At 65.9% G+C, this 18145-nt stretch carries 18 protein-coding genes and 1 pseudogene; 6 read left to right on the top strand and 13 right to left on the bottom strand.

The window, feature by feature from the left end; translation table 11 throughout:
• Positions 1-57: 57 nt before the first annotated feature.
• Entirely contained in the window at positions 58-231 is a 174-nt protein-coding gene (locus BAC01S_RS35975; RefSeq protein ID WP_245616722.1) for a hypothetical protein, read from the top strand.
• On the opposite strand, the pseudogene BAC01S_RS35970 reads toward BAC01S_RS35975, so the two are convergent.
• From BAC01S_RS35970 to BAC01S_RS28710, 8 genes and pseudogenes are all read right to left on the bottom strand, one after another.
• Positions 174-482, bottom strand: a pseudogene (locus tag BAC01S_RS35970) (ESPR domain-containing protein); the annotation flags it as partial. The gene BAC01S_RS35975 and the pseudogene BAC01S_RS35970 overlap by 58 nt on opposite strands.
• Before the next feature lie 607 nt (positions 483-1089).
• On the bottom strand, positions 1090-1425 hold the full coding sequence (locus BAC01S_RS34930) for a hypothetical protein (protein WP_156954571.1): 336 nt from the start codon (positions 1423-1425) through the stop codon (positions 1090-1092).
• A gap of 167 nt (positions 1426-1592) precedes the next feature.
• Positions 1593-2666: a branched-chain amino acid ABC transporter permease gene (locus BAC01S_RS28735; protein WP_027797853.1), complete on the bottom strand. Its 1074-nt coding sequence runs from the start codon at positions 2664-2666 to the stop codon at positions 1593-1595.
• A gap of 18 nt (positions 2667-2684) precedes the next feature.
• Positions 2685-3722: a branched-chain amino acid ABC transporter permease gene (locus BAC01S_RS28730; protein WP_027797852.1), complete on the bottom strand. Its 1038-nt coding sequence runs from the start codon at positions 3720-3722 to the stop codon at positions 2685-2687.
• A gap of 46 nt (positions 3723-3768) precedes the next feature.
• On the bottom strand, positions 3769-4497 hold the full coding sequence (locus tag BAC01S_RS28725; protein WP_027797851.1) for an ABC transporter ATP-binding protein: 729 nt from the start codon (positions 4495-4497) through the stop codon (positions 3769-3771).
• Between the two features lie 14 nt (positions 4498-4511).
• Positions 4512-5285, bottom strand: coding sequence for an ABC transporter ATP-binding protein (locus tag BAC01S_RS28720; protein ID WP_027797850.1), 774 nt, complete (start codon positions 5283-5285; stop codon positions 4512-4514).
• On the bottom strand, positions 5282-6469 hold the full coding sequence (locus BAC01S_RS28715; RefSeq protein ID WP_027797849.1) for a substrate-binding domain-containing protein: 1188 nt from the start codon (positions 6467-6469) through the stop codon (positions 5282-5284). The genes BAC01S_RS28720 and BAC01S_RS28715 overlap by 4 nt, the downstream gene beginning before the upstream one ends.
• 259 nt (positions 6470-6728) lie before the next feature.
• Positions 6729-7379, bottom strand: coding sequence for a hypothetical protein (locus tag BAC01S_RS28710; protein WP_156954570.1), 651 nt, complete (start codon positions 7377-7379; stop codon positions 6729-6731).
• A gap of 421 nt (positions 7380-7800) precedes the next feature.
• Between BAC01S_RS28710 and pal the strand changes: the two genes are divergently transcribed.
• The gene (gene pal, locus BAC01S_RS28705) at positions 7801-8325 is read left to right on the top strand and encodes a peptidoglycan-associated lipoprotein Pal (RefSeq protein WP_027797847.1); all 525 of its coding nucleotides are present in this window, start codon (positions 7801-7803) and stop codon (positions 8323-8325) included.
• A 27-nt stretch (positions 8326-8352) separates the two neighbouring features.
• Here pal and BAC01S_RS33020 read toward each other — a convergent pair whose 3' ends face one another.
• A complete protein-coding gene (locus tag BAC01S_RS33020; RefSeq protein ID WP_043204064.1) occupies positions 8353-8790 on the bottom strand; it encodes a MarR family winged helix-turn-helix transcriptional regulator in 438 nt (145 codons plus the stop codon).
• 266 nt (positions 8791-9056) lie between these two features.
• Here BAC01S_RS33020 and BAC01S_RS28695 point away from each other — a divergent pair, with 266 nt between their 5' ends.
• The 3 genes from BAC01S_RS28695 to BAC01S_RS28685 all read left to right on the top strand — a co-directional run bounded on the left by BAC01S_RS28695 (position 9057) and on the right by BAC01S_RS28685 (position 12049).
• Positions 9057-9797 (top strand): ATP-binding cassette domain-containing protein, encoded by a 741-nt coding sequence (locus BAC01S_RS28695; RefSeq protein WP_027797846.1) that lies wholly within the window; start codon positions 9057-9059, stop codon positions 9795-9797.
• A gap of 25 nt (positions 9798-9822) precedes the next feature.
• A complete protein-coding gene (locus BAC01S_RS28690) occupies positions 9823-10848 on the top strand; it encodes an ABC transporter permease (RefSeq protein ID WP_245616720.1) in 1026 nt (341 codons plus the stop codon).
• 205 nt (positions 10849-11053) lie between these two features.
• Positions 11054-12049 (top strand): sugar-binding protein, encoded by a 996-nt coding sequence (locus tag BAC01S_RS28685; RefSeq protein WP_027797844.1) that lies wholly within the window; start codon positions 11054-11056, stop codon positions 12047-12049.
• Between the two features lie 81 nt (positions 12050-12130).
• Here BAC01S_RS28685 and BAC01S_RS28680 read toward each other — a convergent pair whose 3' ends face one another.
• The 4 genes from BAC01S_RS28680 to BAC01S_RS33015 all read right to left on the bottom strand — a co-directional run bounded on the left by BAC01S_RS28680 (position 12131) and on the right by BAC01S_RS33015 (position 16732).
• Positions 12131-13306 carry a nickel/cobalt transporter gene (locus BAC01S_RS28680; protein ID WP_084168962.1) on the bottom strand — a complete coding sequence of 392 codons (1176 nt, stop codon included), beginning with the start codon at positions 13304-13306 and terminating at the stop codon, positions 12131-12133.
• Positions 13300-13905, bottom strand: a complete 606-nt coding sequence (locus BAC01S_RS28675) for a DUF1007 family protein (protein WP_043204059.1) — start codon at positions 13903-13905, stop codon at positions 13300-13302. The genes BAC01S_RS28680 and BAC01S_RS28675 overlap by 7 nt, the downstream gene beginning before the upstream one ends.
• Positions 13906-13960: 55 nt before the next feature.
• Positions 13961-14983 carry a tryptophan--tRNA ligase gene (gene trpS, locus BAC01S_RS28670; RefSeq protein WP_027797841.1) on the bottom strand — a complete coding sequence of 341 codons (1023 nt, stop codon included), beginning with the start codon at positions 14981-14983 and terminating at the stop codon, positions 13961-13963.
• Positions 14984-15121: 138 nt separating this feature from the next.
• The gene (locus BAC01S_RS33015; RefSeq protein WP_043204069.1) at positions 15122-16732 is read right to left on the bottom strand and encodes a sensor domain-containing diguanylate cyclase; all 1611 of its coding nucleotides are present in this window, start codon (positions 16730-16732) and stop codon (positions 15122-15124) included.
• A gap of 254 nt (positions 16733-16986) precedes the next feature.
• Between BAC01S_RS33015 and BAC01S_RS28660 the strand changes: the two genes are divergently transcribed.
• The gene (locus BAC01S_RS28660; protein ID WP_027797840.1) at positions 16987-18144 is read left to right on the top strand and encodes a metallophosphoesterase; all 1158 of its coding nucleotides are present in this window, start codon (positions 16987-16989) and stop codon (positions 18142-18144) included.
• Position 18145 lies beyond the last annotated feature (1 nt).

The following is an 18145-nucleotide window of genomic DNA, read 5'->3' as shown; positions in this document are numbered from 1 at the left end:
TTCGAAGCGCTGGCTCCGTAGCCGACTGCCGTCGCAGCCGTGCTCCCCGCGTAGGCGGTGATACCGATAGCGCTCGAACTGCTGCCGGAAGCGACGGCGTTGAAGCCAATGGCCTGCGCGGACGCCTGCGATGCGGTCGAGAACGCGCCGATCGCCGTCGCGAGATTGGCCGTTGCGGCAGCGCCCGCCCCGATCGCAACAGCGTCGGTGCCGCTCGCGGTGGACGTGTAGGTCGATCCGTTGCTGCTGCCGCCGCCGATCGCAATCGATCCCGCACCCGATGCCGAACCGTTACTGCCCGATGGCGAGTACTGCGCGTGCGCGCCGGGCGTCGATGCGATACTCGCCGCGAGCACGGCGGCGCCGACTGCCGCGTGGAGCACCCGCGACTTGCTCGGCTTGCCTCGGCCGGAGTCGAGTTCCGATGCTGCTACCCAAGCCCCGAGTGCCTCGTTCCAGATCGATTTATATGATTTGTTCATACTACTAACCAAGTCGGGTTGACCCTGCTCATCGGAAAACGCGAATTTCGACGAAGAAGCAATCGAAATTGCGAACGAATACTCGAACCGTCGACAGCAAGTTTCTGATGATTTCGAGATGCGATTCTATCGACAATAATTTTTACGCATCTACAAACAATGCCAAATACATACCCCCGAAGCGTCAAATGTTGTTAATTCCCTTACCGCGACCGGTAATGTCTTATTCTCCAGATTAAATAGTCCATCAATCCCGATCCCTCGTCACCGCGCGTGCAGCCGGATATCCGCCCTCCCCGCAGCCCTTCCGCGAAGCCGCTTCCCGTTTTAATAGAGATTTTCTCGGTCAATTAATCAGACAATATCAAAGCGATTACAATCCACAAAAGCGCCGGCGCCACGGATTATCAAAATCCCATCCGCGGGATAAATTCTTTAGCGCGATTTGCACAAAAGCGCCTGAAAGCGCCGCAAGCGCAATGATGTTTAATTCAGGAAGGCAGCACCGGCCGGACAATAAGGTGCTCAGATGCCGCAGCAACTGGCCCTGAAATGGTCCCGAAGTGGCCTTGAATTGGCGTTGAATTGGCTATCGCGAAGCAAGCCGCTAACTGAATTTATGCCGCGGCGGCGTGTTCGACGTCGCCGAGGCACCCCCGGCAGCGCCCTGCTTCGACGCATGGGCCGCCCCCGGGTTCAGAGCCGACACCGGAAAGAGAACGTTCGAGGAGTGATGCAGACAAACCCACTCCACCTTGCCGGGACCGAGCGGGTCGCTTTCAGATAGCCAACGGGTACCGCAGTGGCCGCACCGGTAATGCCGCACCATGACGGCGGGCCGTCCAAGCCGGCGCATGCGCACCGGGTTGCGCGCTTCGACCAGCCCGTCATGGCCGGTCGGATCGGGACTCTCCTGCATTCCGGTGCACGCGTCGCAGGTCATGGGCATTGATCTGGCGGTGGAGGGTCCACGCACTATAGCATGCAGTGGCGGAGCGCCCCCGAGGCTGCCCCACCCCGCCTTTGCATGATATCCAGGCGTCCGGCGGAGCAGTTCCAATTGCCTCGCGCGTTCGACGAGTCGGGAGCGGATCGTCGATATGCTACGGACTACGTACCGTGCGGCTGGCGACGGGTCTCGCGCAAGCGCCCGACGATGCCTTGCGGAAAGTAATAGACACACAGAATGAACAACAGTCCGAGCCACAACAGCCAGCGCTCCGGATCGAAGAGGCGTGACAGGACCGGAACGGCCAATACGGCATGGCTCGCAAAGCGCATCAGGTCTTGCAGATAGGTCTGCGTGACGACGAACAGCGCTGCGCCGACTGCCGCGCCATACAGCGTGCCCATGCCGCCTATCACCACCATGAGCAGGATATTGATCATGACGTTGAGCGACAGCGACGTATCGGGACCGTTGTAGCCTAGCCAGAGCGCCATCAGGGCACCGGCCAGCGTGGCGAACAGGGCCGAGAGCACAGTGGCGACGGCGCGATAGACGAAGGTGCGGTAGCCGATCGCTTCGGCACGGAACGCGTTCTCGCGTATCGCCTGCAAAACGCGCCCGAACGGCGAATTGACGACGCGCAGCAACACGAGGAACAGCACCAGCGCGATGGCGAACACGAAGTAATACGCCAGCAGCCGTCCATCGGGATGCACGCCGAACCAGCGCCTCTCGCCGAATGAAAAGGCCGGACTGAGCCACCTCGGCACGCTGAAGGTCAGACCATCCTCTCCGCCGGTCCAGTCGGACAGGCGCGAGACGAGACCGCCAAATGCCGTGGCCACCGCAAGCGTGATCATCGCGAAGAAGATCGCACGCACCCGCAGCGAAAACACTGCGATCAGCACAGCCAGCACCAGAGAAACGGCAAGCGCGGCACAGGTGCCGAGGAGGAGCGACGCCCAACCGGGCTCGAAACGCGACATCGCAATCGCCACGCCATAGCTGCCGATGCCGAAGAACATCGTATGGGCGAACGAAACAATGCCGGTGTAGCCGAGCAACAGATCGTAGCTCGCCGCCAGCACGACGAAGATGCAGATCTTCGCCGCCGTATCGACGGCGCGCGCGCCCGAGAACAGAAACGGCGCGAAGGCCAGCGCAAACAGCAGCGCCGCCACGAGGCCGGATAGCGTGCGGCTGCCAGGCAGGTCGGCGGAAAGCAGTCGGTTCATGAACGTTACGCTCCGCATTCAGCGCCGGGCCACAGGGTAAAGCCCCTGCGGGCGCCAGAGCAGGATCAGCATCATCAGGGCAATATCGGAGAACATCGCCACCTGGGGGAAGAGGAAGCTCGTGTAGTTTTCCATCAGCCCGATCAGCAAGGCGCCGATGAAGCAGCCGGTGGTCGAGCCGAGCCCGCCGATGATGACGACCATGAAGATCAGCACATTGAGCTGGGCGCCGATCGTGACCGAAACATTCTGCTGGTAAAGCCCCCAGAGCGCGCCGCCGAGTCCGGCAAGCGCCGCGCCAACCACGAATACGCCGATGAACACGCGATTGATCCGGTAGCCGAGCGCTTCGACCATTTCGCGGCTCTCCACGCCCGCGCGGATCAGCAAGCCAATGCGCGTGCGGCTCAGCACGAGCAGCATCGCCACGAATACCGCCAGCCCCAGCGCCATGGCAAGCAGACGGTACTTTTCGATCGCCGCGCCGCCCAGCAGAACGGAGCCTTCGAGGTGAGCCGGCACTGCGAGTGCAATGTCCTGTCCGCCCCAGATCACCTTGATCGCTTCCTGCGCAACGATCATGCCGCCCATCGTGACAAGAATCTGCTTGAGGTGCTGGCCGTAGACCGGCCGCACCGCCAGGCGCTCGAACACGAAGCCGATAGCGGCCCCTGCCGCCATCGCCGCGAGGGCCGCAAGACCGAGCACGCCGAGATTCAGGCCAATGCTGTCCGCGGTGCTCCACGCGGCCAGCGGCAGCATGACCGATGCGCCAACATAGGCGCCGAGCGCCACGAAAGCCCCATGGCCGAAGTTGAGGACGTCCATGAGGCCGAACACGAGCGTGAGGCCCGAGGCGACGACGAAGATGATCATGCCCATCGCCAGTCCCGCCACGCTCAGCGTGAACCAGGTCGAGCCGCTGCCGACGAGCGGGTACGCGAGCACGATCACGAGCGGCACCAGCGCAAGCGGTGTCCAGTCGGGCCGCGCTCGAGGCAAGGCAGCAGGCGCGGCCGCGTTGCCTGCCTGAGACTTCGGGGTAACGGTGCCCACGTGTTTGGGTCTCCTCTTTATCCGAGCCGCCGCAAATCGTTGCGGATCACTGGTGCGCCGCGAGCGACAGCCCCAGCAGACGTTGCTGCAGCGCTTCGTCCGCGGCCAGGCCGGCCATCGTTCCGCGATGGACGACGCGCCCGTCGTCCATGACCGCGACCGTGTCGCCCACCGAACGCGCCATATGAAAATTCTGTTCGACCAGCAGGATCGAGATCGCGGTCTGCCGCAGCTCGAGGAACACCTCGATCATGTTCTGGATGATCGCGGGCGCGAGACCCTTGGTCGGCTCGTCGATGATCAGCAGCTCGCGCGGCTCGATGATCGCCCGCGCCACCGAAAGCATCTGCTTCTGGCCGCCCGACAGCACGCCCGCGCGCTGGCGCCAGAACGTCTTGAGCGCCGGGAACATGCGGAACACCCAGTCGAGCCGTTCGGTGTCCGGATCACCGCTGCGCGCGGCGAGCCTCATGTTCTCGGCAACGGTGAGGTCTGCGAACACGCCCATGTTTTCGGGCACGTAGGCAATGCCGGCGCGCGCGATATCCGCCGTGCGCTGTTTCGCGATCGGCACGCCGTCGAATTCGAGGGTGCCCGCGCTCGCCCGCCACATGCCCATGATGGTGCGCAGCGTCGTGGTCTTGCCGGCGCCGTTGCGGCCCAGCAGCATCGTCACGCCGCCGCGCGGCACCTCGAAGCTCACGCCGTGCAGGATGTGGTAGGGGCCGATGTGGGTCTCGACGTCATGCAGCCGCAGGATGGGGTTCTCGGTCATGGCAGGCCTTCAGGTCAGGACGCGACGCCCAGATAGGCCTGCTGCACGACCGGCGAGGCCATCGCCTCGGCCGGATCGCCGTCGGCCACGAGCGTGCCGTTGTGCAGCACGATGATGCGGTCGGCCAGCGAGCGCACCACGTCCATCTTGTGCTCGACGAGCAGCACGATCTTGCTGCTGTCACGCTTGATCTCGTGAATCAGGTCGAGGATCACCGGCACCTCGTCGACGCTCATGCCGGCCGTGGGTTCGTCGAACATGAAGATGCCGGGTTCGAGTGCGAGCATCATCGCCACCTCCAGCTTGCGCTGATCGCCATGCGGCAGCGAAGCCGCCGGGAGATGCCGCTTTTCCGCCAGCGCCACGCGTTCGAGGCAGGCTTCGGCCTGCTCGCGCAGCGCGCGATGCGCACTCCACACCGAGAGCAGATCGAACGCCGTGTGCCGGCGCGCCTGCACGGCAAGCCGCACGTTCTCGAACACCGAGAGCCGCGGAAACAGGTTGGTGAGCTGGAAGGCCCGGCCGATGCCGCGTCGCGTCTTCGCCGGCACCGAGAGATGCGTGACGTCGTGACCGTCGAGCAGCACCTGCCCCGCGCTCGGCTCCAGTTGCCCCGAGATCAGGTTGAAGAAGGTCGTCTTGCCGGCCCCATTGGGGCCGACGATGCACGTCAGCTCGCCCGCCCTGAACATGCAGGACACCGCATTAACGGCCACATGGCCGCCAAAGCGGATCGTCAGCTCGCGCGTTTCGAGCGTACTGCCGGGCGTCCCCCCAGGCGAGCTCACTGATGGTTCTCGATGGGCACGTCCATGTCGTCGGCCTTGATCTCGTTGACGAGCTCCGGCACGGCCCACGTCAGCTTCGGATCGACGGCGATCTTGAAGTGATACATGGACTGCATGGCCTGGTGGTCCTGCTTGCGGAACGTCATCGTCCCCTTCGGCGTCTCGAACGACATGCCTTCCATGGCGCCGATCAGCCTGTCGGCATTCGGGTCGCCGCCGGTTTTCTTCAGGGCGTCGACGAGCGCGATGCCGGCCGCCACGCCGCAGACGGTAAAGAAGTCGGGCGGCTCCTTGTAGCGCGTCTGATAGGTGGAGACCAGCCAGTCGTTGGCCTTGTTCTTCGGGATGCCGTAGTAGTAATACGTTGCGCCTTCCATGCCCGGGAAGCGCTTGTACGCCGCGAGCGCCGGCAGGATATTGCCGCCCGTCGCGATCTGGATGCCGTAGCGCTGCGGATCGAGATCGGCAATCTTGAACGGATTGCCCTGCCCGGCCCACAGAATGAAGATGATCTTGCGGCCAGGCTGCCCCCTCAGCGCATCGAACAGGTGCTGGGCCGCGGCCGTGAAGTCGGTCGTATTCAGCGGCAGGTACTCTTCGTGCACCACCTTGGCGTTCTTCAGCGCGCCCTTGAACGCCTTGATGCCGTCACGCCCGAACGCATAGTCCTGGGCCAGCGTTGCGATTTCCACGCCCGGCTGGTCGAGCGCCCGTGCATTCGCAATCGCGTCCTGCGAGGAATTGCGGGCCGAGCGGAACACATAGCGGTTCCAGTTCTTGCCGGTGACCGAATCGGCCACGGCCGAGTCGACGAGCAGGACCTTCTGGTACTGCTGGGCAATCGGCTCCATCGCCAGCGCCTCGCCGGAGCCGGTCGCACCGACGGCGATGTCGGCGTGGTCGTCGCTGTATGCCGCCTCGAGCTGCGCGCGAGCGATATCGGGCTTTCCCTGGGTATCCTTGCGAATCACGACGAGCTTGTGACCGTTCACGCTCATCGTGCCCTGCGTCTCATACTCGATACCCAGCATGAGCCCCGTGTCGGTCTGCTTGCCGTATACCGAGAGCGGCCCGCTGTCGTCGTAGACGTGTGCGATCGTGATGTCCGTTGCGGCGCCCGCGCTGCCTGCCGCCAATCCCGCCGCCGCAAACAGCGCGCATACCGCCAGTTGCCTGCCGTGCATCTGTGTCTCCTGGGTCGAGTTTGTTGTCGTTCTGTGCATTCAACGCGCCGCGAAGCCGGCGCGTTCGCGCAATCGCAACAATATGGGCGACGAATGCATTGTCGTCAACGTTCTCGAAATCGCGAAACGCAACGCCAGGCGCAGAGGAAACGCGTTGCCACGCGAAGGCAAACGATGCCGACGCAACTTTCCTCTCACTGCAAAAGACTTGTGGTTTTTACCAATAGGAGAACCGCATAATTTCGGTGAGTTCGATGCCTCAGCCCGGCTTCTGCTCGCGCCAACCCCGCGTGTTACGCTCGATCGCCATCAGAAGGATCAGCACCGTGAGAAAGCCCGCAAGCGCCAGCAGTGTGCCGAGCGACGACCTGAATTGCCCGCTTCTCTCGTTCTCGACCTCGATGGTGTTGGCGGCCAGCGTGACACGCTCGATCTTCATATGAGCGTACTGGCTCATCGCAGCCGCCACATAGCGCTCCCGATCGTCCCATTCCCACGCCGCCGCGTGCTGGTTGGCGCGCACGATCACGTCGGATAGCTCGTCCAGAAACGGCTGCCGGTCCGAGGGCGGCACGCTTCCCAGCCAGCCGTCGAGCACGGTCCGGCTTGCGGTGTCCTGATTCAGCACCGCGCGAAGCGCCGCCGGCACCACGAGTCCGGCAGCGCCCGCCACATCGAGCGCGGGCGCCGCGCCATTCGACAGCGCGTCGTTGGCCGCCTCCGAGCCCGGGATCGCGCCCAGCACGTCGCTGGCCGCGACGGGCGGGTCGGCGATCACGCCGGTCCCCGCAGGCGCCGCAAGCGCGAACATGACCGCTATCATGCCCATCACTGCGGCGACCAGCGCGACGATACACAGAATGCGCGCCGTGCCCAGCAGGCGCCGTTCCATCTTGTCTGCAAGACTCATCTCAACCCCGTAGACCTCGACCCCGGCTTCCCGACGAGAAAGCGCGCTATCCGCATGGCGTGCAGCACTTCGGCGAACGGCGCGCGCAGACACGCATATCGAACACCCGAAAAAAAACCCAGCAGTAACGCTGGGTGAGGGAAAGTTGCCGCCGTCGCTGTCAACGGCAACCGGACGTTCTGTCCGTCATAGCTGAGGCACAACGGTCACACGCAATCGCCTCCCGCTGCGAACGAAAGCCCGTTGCAAAGAACGATCACGACATGACATGTCGGCCAATTTATGCGGGCAGGCTTAAATGAAACTTAAATTCGCGGACTTTAACGGCGCGGGAAATTACCGAGGCATCGTGCGGCATTGCTCGCTAGACTGCATCGTGCGACTGGAGTGCCCGCGCTCAGCCTCTTTCCCGGGAACCGTCATGAACCTGCATCGATCCTGCGCCGCCCTGCTGCTGGCAGCGCTCCTTGCCGGATGCCACTCGGCATCGGCGCCCCCCGCCACCGGCACGGCGAACACGAACACGGCGGCGAACACGGCGGCCTCGCAACCGGTCGGCGAGCCGACCACGCCCGCCGTCGACGAGCTCAACAATCCCAACAGCCCGCTCGCGAAGCGCAACATCTATTTCGATTTCGACAGCTATACGGTGAAGAGCGATTACCAGTCGCTGCTGCGCGCCCACGCCGACTACCTGCGGCACCATCCGGGCCAGCACGTGCTCATCCAGGGCAACACCGACGAGCGCGGTTCGGACGAGTACAACCTCGCGCTCGGCGAGCGCCGCTCGCAAGCCGTGCTGCACGAACTCGAAACGCTCGGCGTGCCCGACTCGCAGATCGAAGCGGTCAGCCTGGGGAAGGAAAAGCCCGTCGCCCTCGGGCACGACGAAGCATCGTGGGCGCAGAACCGGCGCGCCGACCTCGTTTATCAGCCGCAGCCGTAACGCGGGCCCTCGGGAACCGGCAGGCGCTTAATCCGCGGCCTGCCGTCCCCGGTCGCCGTGCTCCTCGCGAAACGCCCAGCCGAAGGCCTGAACCTCCGACTTGTGCAGCGCGGCCAGTTTCGCGAGGCACCGCTCGCCCTCGGGCGTGAGGTGCACCTGGACCTGTCGCCGGTCATGCAAACCCGGCACCCGGCTGACGAGCCCGGCCACCTCGCAGCGCGTGACGAGCGCGACGGTCCCGTGCGAGGACGCCTGCAGGCGTTCCGCCAGTTCGCCCACCGTGGCCCAGTCGCGGTCGGGGAAGGCGCGCGTATGCAGCATCAGCATGTATTGCAGCGGCGTGACGCCTTCGGCATGGACGATTTCTTCCGAATAGCGCAAGAATCGACGCAGTCGATAACGGAATTCCGAAAGCTCCCGCAAATCCGCTCTCGTCACTTTTTCAGTCGTTTTGCGGCGCGTCATAGATGTGGACCTTTCGATGCGGTGATGTAGCGAAGAGGGCGTTCAAAAGGCCATTGTAATGGAGCGTCCGCTTCGGACGGCGCTCTTCCGAAGCCCTTCCCTCTCCGCGCGCCCGATAAAGCAGATGTAAAAAACGGCCATGAAAATGACTGCCTAAACGGCCTTGCATAAATGGCGATCGTGCTCTAAAAATCATTTAGTTTGACTATCTACTCGTCGCTCTGCGGGGGCGGCGAATCCCTCTATCGGAGCGAGCGCGACCGTTCATGAGTCTATTGGAGCTCAGAGGCGTTTCAAGGTACTTCGGCGCCATTCACGCCCTGACCGACGTGACGCTCAGTCTGGAGCCGGGCCAGGTGGTCGGGCTCATGGGCGACAATGGGGCCGGAAAATCCACGCTGGCCAAGGTGATCGCCGGCAACTTCCCGCCGTCGCATGGCGAAATGCTCATCGACGGCAAGCCAGTCCATTTCAGCAAACCGGTCGATGCGCGCGCCCGCGGGATCGAGGTCGTCTATCAGGATCTCGCGCTCTGCGACAACCTCACGGCAGCCGCGAACGTCTTTCTCGGCCGCGAACCGCGGATCGGTTTCGGGCCGTTTCGCGTTCTCGACCATGCAACCATGTTCCGGCGCGCCGGCGAACTCTTCAAGGAACTCAAATCCGAAACACGCCCGCACGATCTCGTGCGGCAGATGTCGGGCGGCCAGCGGCAGGCGGTGGCGATCGCCCGCACGCGCCTTTCCGAGGCGCGCCTCGTCATCATGGACGAACCGACGGCCGCGATCAGCGTGCGCCAGGTGGCGGAGGTGCTCGAACTCATCAAGCGGCTGTCCGATCACGGCATCGCCGTCATTCTGATCAGCCACCGCATGCCCGACGTCTTCTCCGTCGCCCACCGCGTGATCGTCATGCGGCGCGGGCGCAAGGTCGCGGACAAGAGCACGGAGGCGTCCTCACCGGAAGAAGTGACGGGCCTCATCACCGGCGCCATCGCCGCCGCCTGAGCCGGACATGCACGGGAGCCAAGAATTGAACGAGCCGCCTGGAAGGCCGACCCCCACGCCGACATTGCTCGACGACCCGCAGGCAACGAAGACCCATACGCCGTGGAGCGGGCTCGTCGCAAGCCAGGTATTCTGGGTGGTGCTCGCCACCATCATCGGCTGCGTCGTGCTGTCGTTCGTGACGTCGAGCTTCGCGACCTCGCAGAACCTCTTCAACGTCACGCGCAACTTCGCCTTCGTCGCCATCGTCGCGCTCGGCATGATGGCCGTGATCGTGACGGGCGGCATCGACATTTCCGTCGGCTCGACGATCGGTGTGAGCGGCATCGTGCTCTCGGTGGTCATGAACGCCGGCTACTCCATCTGGGCCGGCATCGGCATGGCGCTGTTGACCGCCGGGCTCGTCGGGCTCGTGAACGGCGTGCTGATCGCGTATCTCGACATGCAGCCCTTCGTCGTGACGCTCGGCATGCTGAGCATCGGCCGCAGCCTCGCGCTCGTGATCTCGCGCAGCCGCACCATTTTCGAGTTCGGCCCGGACGGCAGCCAGCTGCTCGCGCTCGGCGGCGGCAAGACGCTCGGCGTCGCCAATCCCGTGTGGTTCCTCGTCGTGCTCGCCATCGCCTTCTGGTTCGCCTTCCGCTGGTCGCGCTGGGGCCGCTACGTGTTCGCGGTCGGCGGCAACCGCCAGGCGGCCAACCTCGCGGGCGTGCCGGTGCGCCGCATCATCTGCTCCGTCTACGTGCTGGGCGGCCTCATGGCGGGCGTCGCGGCCATTCTCGAAGTCGGCTGGCTCGGCGCGGTGACCACCGGCCTCGGCACGGGCGACGAACTGCGCGTGATCGCGGCGACCGTGATCGGCGGCAGCAATCTCGCAGGCGGCGTCGGCAGCGCCTTCGGCACGGTCGTGGGCGCGGCGCTCATCGAGGTCATCCGCAACAGCCTGATCCTGCTCGGCGTCGACTCGTTCTGGCAGGGCACGGTGGTCGGCAGCTTCATCATCGTCGCGGTGCTGCTCAACCGGTTCAGCGGGGACCGGCAGCGAGGTTGAACGTATCCGGGCGCCATGACGGCGCCGTGGGTAAGGGGGACGCAGGACACCGCGCGCGACGGCCGGACGCCATCCGGCGGCATCGCGCGGCGCTGCGGGCAGGCCCGAACGCGCAGGTGGGCAAAAGCGGGCTTTTCATACGATGTTGACGAGGTGGTGTGTGGGACATGGGCGCCGTAGACCCGGCGCAACACAGGAGGCGACAATGAGAAAGGCATGGATGTGGTGTCTTGCTGCAATCGGCGGGCTGGCAATGCTGAGTAGTCCCGCCTTCTCGGCAGACAAAACGCTGGCGCTGGTGGTGAAGGGGCTCGACAACCCCTACTTCGACCTCATGCGCCAGGGGTGCGAGCGGGCGAACAAGGAGCTCCACAAGCAAGGCTTCAACTGCTACTACACGGGCCCGGCGACGGCGGCTGACGAAAGCGCGGAAGTGCAGATCATCGACGACCTGCTGACCAAGGGCGTCGCGGCGATGGCGATTTCGCCCTCGAACGCGCCGGCCGTGGCGGAAGTCCTGCGACATCACAACGGCTCGGTCCCGGTCATCACGACGGATGCCGACCTGCTGCCGAAGGACGCTGCGCTGCGCAAGAGCTACGTGGGCACCGACAACTACGAGCTGGGCTTCAAGCTGGGCGAGCAGCTCAAGTTGCTGATGCCCAAGGGCGGCAATATCTGCCTCGTGATGGGCAATCCCGCGGCCGAGAACATCAACCAGCGCGCCCAGGGCACGCGCGATGCGCTCTCCGGCAAGAAGGGCATAGAAAAGCTCGCGGGCGAGAACGGCTGGCATGAAATCAGCGCCTGCCCGCTCTACGTGAACGACGACGCCGCCAAGGCGAACCAGATGATGCAGGACACGCTCACGGCGAATCCCACCGGGCTCGACGCCTTCGTGCTGGAGGGCGGCTGGCCGCTCTTCGCGCCGGAAGCCTATTCGCAGGTGGTCGGGCCGATCATGGACAAGATCAAGAGCGGCCAGTTCGTCATCGTTTCGGCGGATACGCTCGGACCTGAGCTGCAGGCCCTGAAGGACCACAAGGTCAACATCCTCGTGGGTCAGCGGCCTGAGGAAATGGGCTACCAGGCCGCGATGATCATGCGCGACCTCGCCGAGGGCAAGGCGGTGAAGCCGGTCATCCATACCGGGCTCGACACCTGCACGTGGAAGAACGCGGATACCTGCCTGAAGCACTAATTTAGTCCGCAGTCGGCGCGGCGGCCGGGGCGCCCTGCCCGGCCGCCGCGTGCCGTTTACGGCATGACGAAGATCCGCGGCTTACGACAAGGACGCCGTCGTCACCCCGCCGAGCAGCAGCGCGAGCTGCAGCGCGGAGATCAGCAGGATCACGGCAATCGCGCCGATCGAAACGATGCGCCCCAGGCGAGCCGGGCGCAGGCGCAAACGCAATGCGAGGCGCGCCAGCGTGCGGTTCGCGCCGATGCTGCCGAGCCCCGTCAGCACGACCGTCGTCGCCACGCCCGCGGCCATCGCGAACGTCGCGACGATGCCGGCCGCGAGCGCCCCGACCGCCATGGAGGTGACGAGCGCGAAGATGGCGCCGATGCAGGGCCGCACGCCGGCGGCCAGCCCGAGCGGAGCGATCTGCCTGAGCCGCGAGCGTGCCGGCGCCTTCTGCAACGAGCGAACGTCCGCTGCCGTGCGGAACGCCGGACTCATATTGCCCCCACCCGTTTGCGCCGCGCTCGCGAGACGCTCGCGCAGATACGCACCCTGGGCCGGCCGGCCATTGTTCGCTTCCTCTCCGGCGCGCGGAAACCTCACGACCGGCGGCTCCTCGCAGCATTGGTCACGCGCCCGCCTCGAGCGGATCGCCCAGGCACTCGTGACGCAAAGCAGCAGATAGCTGATGGTTTCCATGGACGCGGCATGCGGCATCACACTCATCAGGCCCGCGTGCGCAAACGCGGCGGCGCCAAGCACGATCCCGATCGCGCTGAACGCCTGAACAATGGCGGTCCAGCTGCCCAGCAACACGGCGTCCGTCACGCGCGCGCGGCGAGACGCGAGCCACGTTCCCACCACGACCTTGCCGTGACCGGGGCCGAACGCATGAAGGACGCCGTAGCCGAACGACACGGCGACCAACGTGGCCCATGCGGCCAGCGACGCGCCATGCGGCCACTGCGCGAGGAAGCCCTCGATTCGCGCGTTCCAGTCCGCCTGCACGCGCAGCCAGGCGCCCACGCCGGTTCGAACGAAATCCGGCATGTCGCGTATCCACCAAGCCGGCGGCGCGGCCACGCCGGCCGCGCTGGCCGGGGCAGAAGCCGCGGCAGCCGACGCCGCCACCGGCTGGCCGAACACATCCACGGTCTGGGCTTGCGCGCCGGCGCACACCGTCACGAGCGCGAGGGTCAGCACGGCAGCGAACCACGAAGCGAACGCGCAGCGGCAGCGGCAGCGGCAGCGCAAAAACACGCGAGCTAACATGTCAACGCACTCGCATGCGGCAAGACGAAGCCGTTGAAGATCGGGTGCGCCTTGTCGACGACCGTGCGCACCGAGCAGCTCGCGGGCGCGCCGGCGGCGAACGCCACGGCGCCGTCGGACTGCGCTTCGTAGTCCACATAGTACGAAGGGTCCCACACGCCAAGCTCGACCTGCTTGCCGCGTATCTCCACGGGCGCGGCGAGCGGCAGCCGGAATGCGTACGTGATCTTGCCGTCCGCAACCGACACCTTGAAGTCGGTCGGCTCACCGAAGGCCTGAGGATTGCCGTCGACGAAAAGATGCGTGAAATAGAAAGCATGGGCCAGCGAGACGAACGCCTGATCGTGAAACTGCTGCGTTTGCGCCGCATTCAGCGGACCGTTCGCCGGCAACTGATCGATACCGGCGAGCTGCACGGGAAAGCCTTCCGTAAAGCGCCAGGTTTCGTCGAGCGCGACGATCGAGGTGTTTTCCATCCGGATGCTCGCCGTATACGCGATCCACACGTGCGGATGCGCCGAGGCAAAGCTTGCCGGCCACAACAGGCACCAAAGCAGGCTTCGCAGCAACGCGACGGAAAGGCGATCGTAGCGGGACATCGGGTGTGCGCTCAACGATGGGGAAAAGTGGCGGCCATTATTACACCAGATCCGCTCATGCCGGACTCGCGAAGTAATCGAGGCCCAGCGCGCGCTTCACCTCGGACACGGTCTCGCCCGCCACCTCGCGCGCGCGCAGCGTGCCGCGCCGCAGAAGCGCCAGCACCTCGGCCCGGTCCGCCTCGAGTTCGCGGCGCCGCGCGCGGATCGGCCCGAGCAGCGCCTGCAGCCGCTCGTTCAGCATCCGCTTGACCACGGCGTCGCCAAGGCCGCCGCGGCGATAGTGGTCTTTCAGCTCGGCCACCTTGCCGGCGTCGGGCTCGAACGCGTCGAGAAACGCGAACACGACGTTGCCCTCCACCTGGCCGGGGTCGCTCACCCGGAGATGGCCCGGATCGGTGTACATGTCGTTGACCGCCTTCGCGATCTCGTCGGGCGTGGCGCCCAGCGCGATCGCATTGCCGAGCGACTTGCTCATCTTGGCCTTGCCGTCGATGCCGGGCAGCCGCGGAACGGTCGACAGCACCGCCTCGCACTCGACCAGAACCGGCCGCTCCACCGTGAGATTGAAGCGGCGCACGAGTTCGTTGGTCTGCTCGACCATCGGCAGTTGGTCGGCGCCAACCGGTACGTGCGTGGCCTTGAACGCCGTGATGTCGGCCGCCTGGCTCACGGGATAGGTCAGGAAGCCCGCCGGGATGTCGCGCTCGAAGCCGCGCAGGCGGATTTCCTCCTTGATGGTGGGATTGCGTTCGAGGCGCGCGACCGTCACGAGGTTGAGCAGGCACTGCGAGAGCTCGGCCAGCTCCGGCACCTGCGACTGGATGCAGATCGTCGATTTCGCCGGATCGATGCCGACCGCCAGGTAGTCGATCGCGACCTCGATGACGTTCGCGGTAACGCGCTGGTGCCGCCCCACGTTGTCGGTCAGCGCCTGGGTGTCCGCCAGCAGCAGGAACTGCCGGGCCTCGTGCTGCAATCGAACCCGCGCGCACAGCGAGCCGATGTAGTGGCCAAGATGGAGCGGGCCGGTGGGCCGGTCGCCGGTGAGGATAACGGGGGGATTCGCAGGTGTCATGGTGGGTCGTCCCATCGGTTCGATGCCACCAGCCACGAGCGCAGATGCGAAAATGCCGCCAGGACTGGCGGCATCACGTTTTGAAAGTGCATGGAGAAACGGGCCGCCTGGTTCAGGCGAGCCACCAGCGACGCAGGTTCAGCGAGGTCGGTTTCGTGTCCATCGAAGCAGTATAGCCGAACGTGGTTCACGCGACTCTCCGCAGCCTCGCGCGCCGCTCAGACCGTGGCGGAATGCGCCGCCGCGCGGCCCGGCGACGATGCCGTTGCGCCCCGCGGCCTTGGCCCGGTACAGGGCTTCGTCGGCCATGCGAATGAGTTCGTCGCGGCTCCCGACCGCTCCGGACTGCGAACTGGCGATGCCGATGCTCACCGTGATACGCCCGAACGGGCTTGCCGCATGCTCGATGGCGAGATCCCAGACCGCTTCGCGAATACGCCCGGCAAGCGCCACTGCATCGGACTCCGAAGTCTCCGGCAATACCGTGAGGAATTCCTCGCCGCCGTAGCGCGCCGCCGTGTCGGCCGGCTGGCGCAGGCAGGCCGCAATGCAGCGGGCCACGGTGGCGAGCGCATCGTCCCCGGCCTGATGGCCGTAGCGGTCGTTAAAAGCCTTGAAGCAGTCGACGTCGATGAAGAGAATCGCCAGGCTGCGCCGGGTTCGCCGCGCCCGGCGCCACTCGTGCTCGAGCGTTTCGTCGAGCCGGCGCCGGTTCGCGAGTCCCGTGAGCCCGTCGGTTCTCGCGAGCAGCCTCAGCTCCGACTCCGCCCGCATGCGCCGACGCAGTTGCGCGCTGAGCTGAACGGACAGGCCGATGAGCACGAGCGCGAAGAGCGCCATCACCGAGGCGAGCTTGTCGGCCCGCTGCCGCCACGGTCCGAAGATGTCCGGGTCCGCTTCGGCCACCACGATGATGAACGGCAGGTGCGCAAAGCGGCGGAAGTAGCAATGCCGCCGCACGCCGTCGACAACCGACTTCGCCGAGAAGTACCCTTCGGGCGCGTTGGCGAGGTGACGGAACGTACTGATCGCGACGACGCTGCGCCCCGGAATGCCCGGCTCGAACGGCTCGCGCATGATCATGACGCCGTCCGTGCCGACGAGCGACATCGCGCCATGCGGGCCCACCGCGAGGCCCTCGAAAAGCCGCTGGAAGTATTCGAGCCGGATCGCCATGACGGCGACGCCCGCAAAGGAGCCGTCGGGGTGCGACAGACGCACGCTGAGCGCCATGCGCAAGCCCCCGCCCATGCGCGGAACGTAAGGATCGCTGATGAACAGCCCGGCATCGGCACGGTCGCGATGCACCGTGAACCAGGGGCGGTCCGCGAAGTTTTCCTTGTGCGGCACGTCGCTTTCCGAATCGACGACGATATTGCCGGACGCGTCGAGCACGTACAGGCCGCCCTGATAGTCGGCGGTGGCGGCGCGATCGAACAGCACCATGCGGCGCAGATGCGGGGGCAGCGCCATGATGTCGGGCTGGGTGATGCCGTCGGCGACCGCCCGCAGCGACAGGGCGTAGATTTCGAAATTGCGCTCGATATCGCGCTGGGCCGCGAGCGCGATGCTGTGCGAGCTTTCCCGGGCGTGCTCCAGCGCGTCCGTGCGGCTCTGGTAGAGGGCGACGGCGCACAGCACGGCAAGCGTGAGCGCGGCGACCACGCCCCCCACGACGATCGCGTTCGGGCCCGCGTGCAGCGAGCCGCGCAGCCATTGCACGAATCCGGCCAGGCCTCTTTCATGCATCTTGGTCCGATCGGAACCCGGCGTGGTATTCGGCATATCCGGCTTGAAAAGGATGCGTCGACAGTGCGCAACAACCCCGTGCTTTACGGCCTCGGGGCAAAAAACTTGAGGGGACCGCGCACGAGCCGGCGGCCCATCAAAAAAGGGGCGCATCATCCGCGCGCGGCACGCTGCCAGCGCTTGCCGGTAAAATGCTTCGCAGCCGAAGCGCCCCGCGCCCCTGCCGGCTTGCCCTTCGCTCTCACTGGCCCGCCATGCCCCGACTGTCCTTTTTCGTGCGCTTAATCGCCATCGGCGTGCTGCTGCACGTCTATGTCGGCTTCCGGCTGATCCCGGACCTGCCGGCGCCGGCCGCCGGCAAGTGGCTGGCGGCGCTGTGGCTCGTGCTCTCGTGCCTCGTGATCCCGCCCGGCATGCTCGCGCGCACCATCCGGCGCCAGCCGCTCGCCGACCGCCTCGCGTGGGTGGGCATGCTGGCCATGGGCTTCTTCTCGTCGCTCCTGATGCTCACGATCGCGCGCGATCTCGTGCTGGCCTCGTTGATGACCGTCGAGGCGATCTGGCCGCGCGCCGTGAATCTGGCGGCCTGGCGCACCGGCAGCGCGGCGGCCGTGATCGGGCTCGCGCTGCTCTCGAGCGCCATCGGCTTCTTCAATGCGCGGCGGCGCGCGCCGGTGCGCACGGTGGACGTGCCGATCCGCGGCCTGCCCGACGCCCTCGACGGCTTCACGATCGTCCAGTTGAGCGATATCCATGTCGGGCCGACGATCAAGCACGACTATGTCGAGGCCATCGTGCGCGCCGTGAACCGGCTCGAACCCGACGTCGTGGCGATCACGGGCGACGTGGTGGACGGCAGCGTCGCGCAGCTCGCGCGCCACACGGCGCCGCTCGGCACGCTGGCGGCGCGCCACGGCGTCTACGCGGTGACGGGCAACCACGAGTACTATTCGGGCGCCGACGCCTGGGTGGCCGAATTCCGCCGCATCGGCCTCACGGTGCTGATGAACCAGCACGTGGTAATCGAGCATCGCGAGGCGCGCCTCGTGCTCGCGGGCGTGACCGACTACACCGCGGGGCATTTCGACCCCGCCCAGCGCAGCGACCCGGCGGCGGCCCTGGCCGGCGCGCCCGCGGACGTCGAAACGCGCGTGCTGCTCGCGCACCAGCCGCGCACGGCGCACGCCGCCGCCGACGCGGGCTACACGCTGCAGCTTTCCGGCCACACGCACGGCGGCCAGATCTTTCCGTGGAATTTCCTCGTGCGGCTGCAGCAGCCGTTCACGGCGGGGCTCGCGCGGCTCGGCAGCCTGTGGGTCTATACGAGCCGCGGCACGGGCTACTGGGGGCCGCCCAAGCGGCTCGGCGCGCCCTCGGAGATCACGCGCGTGCGGCTCGTGGGCGCGGAGTAAG

The sequence above is a fragment of the Paraburkholderia acidipaludis NBRC 101816 genome (assembly GCF_000684975.1).
Taxonomy (GTDB): domain Bacteria; phylum Pseudomonadota; class Gammaproteobacteria; order Burkholderiales; family Burkholderiaceae; genus Paraburkholderia; species Paraburkholderia acidipaludis.
Note: the sequence above shows the minus strand (reverse complement) of the source record. Positions and strands in the feature narration are given on the sequence as shown.

Bases quoted from the DNA above. Each gene is read 5' to 3' on its own strand.
- BAC01S_RS28685 (WP_027797844.1), top strand. From the start codon at position 11,054: ATGAGAAAGGCATGGATGTGGTGTCTTGCTGCAATCGGCGGGCTGGCA.
- BAC01S_RS28735 (WP_027797853.1), bottom strand. From the start codon at position 2,666: ATGAACCGACTGCTTTCCGCCGACCTGCCTGGCAGCCGCACGCTATCC.
- BAC01S_RS34930 (WP_156954571.1), bottom strand. From the start codon at position 1,425: ATGACCTGCGACGCGTGCACCGGAATGCAGGAGAGTCCCGATCCGACC.
- pal (WP_027797847.1), top strand. From the start codon at position 7,801: ATGAACCTGCATCGATCCTGCGCCGCCCTGCTGCTGGCAGCGCTCCTT.
- BAC01S_RS28660 (WP_027797840.1), top strand. From the start codon at position 16,987: ATGCCCCGACTGTCCTTTTTCGTGCGCTTAATCGCCATCGGCGTGCTG.
- BAC01S_RS28725 (WP_027797851.1), bottom strand. From the start codon at position 4,497: ATGACCGAGAACCCCATCCTGCGGCTGCATGACGTCGAGACCCACATC.
- trpS (WP_027797841.1), bottom strand. From the start codon at position 14,983: ATGACACCTGCGAATCCCCCCGTTATCCTCACCGGCGACCGGCCCACC.
- BAC01S_RS33015 (WP_043204069.1), bottom strand. From the start codon at position 16,732: ATGCATGAAAGAGGCCTGGCCGGATTCGTGCAATGGCTGCGCGGCTCG.
- BAC01S_RS28715 (WP_027797849.1), bottom strand. From the start codon at position 6,469: ATGCACGGCAGGCAACTGGCGGTATGCGCGCTGTTTGCGGCGGCGGGA.
- BAC01S_RS33020 (WP_043204064.1), bottom strand. From the start codon at position 8,790: ATGACGCGCCGCAAAACGACTGAAAAAGTGACGAGAGCGGATTTGCGG.
- BAC01S_RS28695 (WP_027797846.1), top strand. From the start codon at position 9,057: ATGAGTCTATTGGAGCTCAGAGGCGTTTCAAGGTACTTCGGCGCCATT.
- BAC01S_RS28675 (WP_043204059.1), bottom strand. From the start codon at position 13,905: ATGTCCCGCTACGATCGCCTTTCCGTCGCGTTGCTGCGAAGCCTGCTT.
- BAC01S_RS28680 (WP_084168962.1), bottom strand. From the start codon at position 13,306: ATGTTAGCTCGCGTGTTTTTGCGCTGCCGCTGCCGCTGCCGCTGCGCG.
- BAC01S_RS28710 (WP_156954570.1), bottom strand. From the start codon at position 7,379: ATGAGTCTTGCAGACAAGATGGAACGGCGCCTGCTGGGCACGGCGCGC.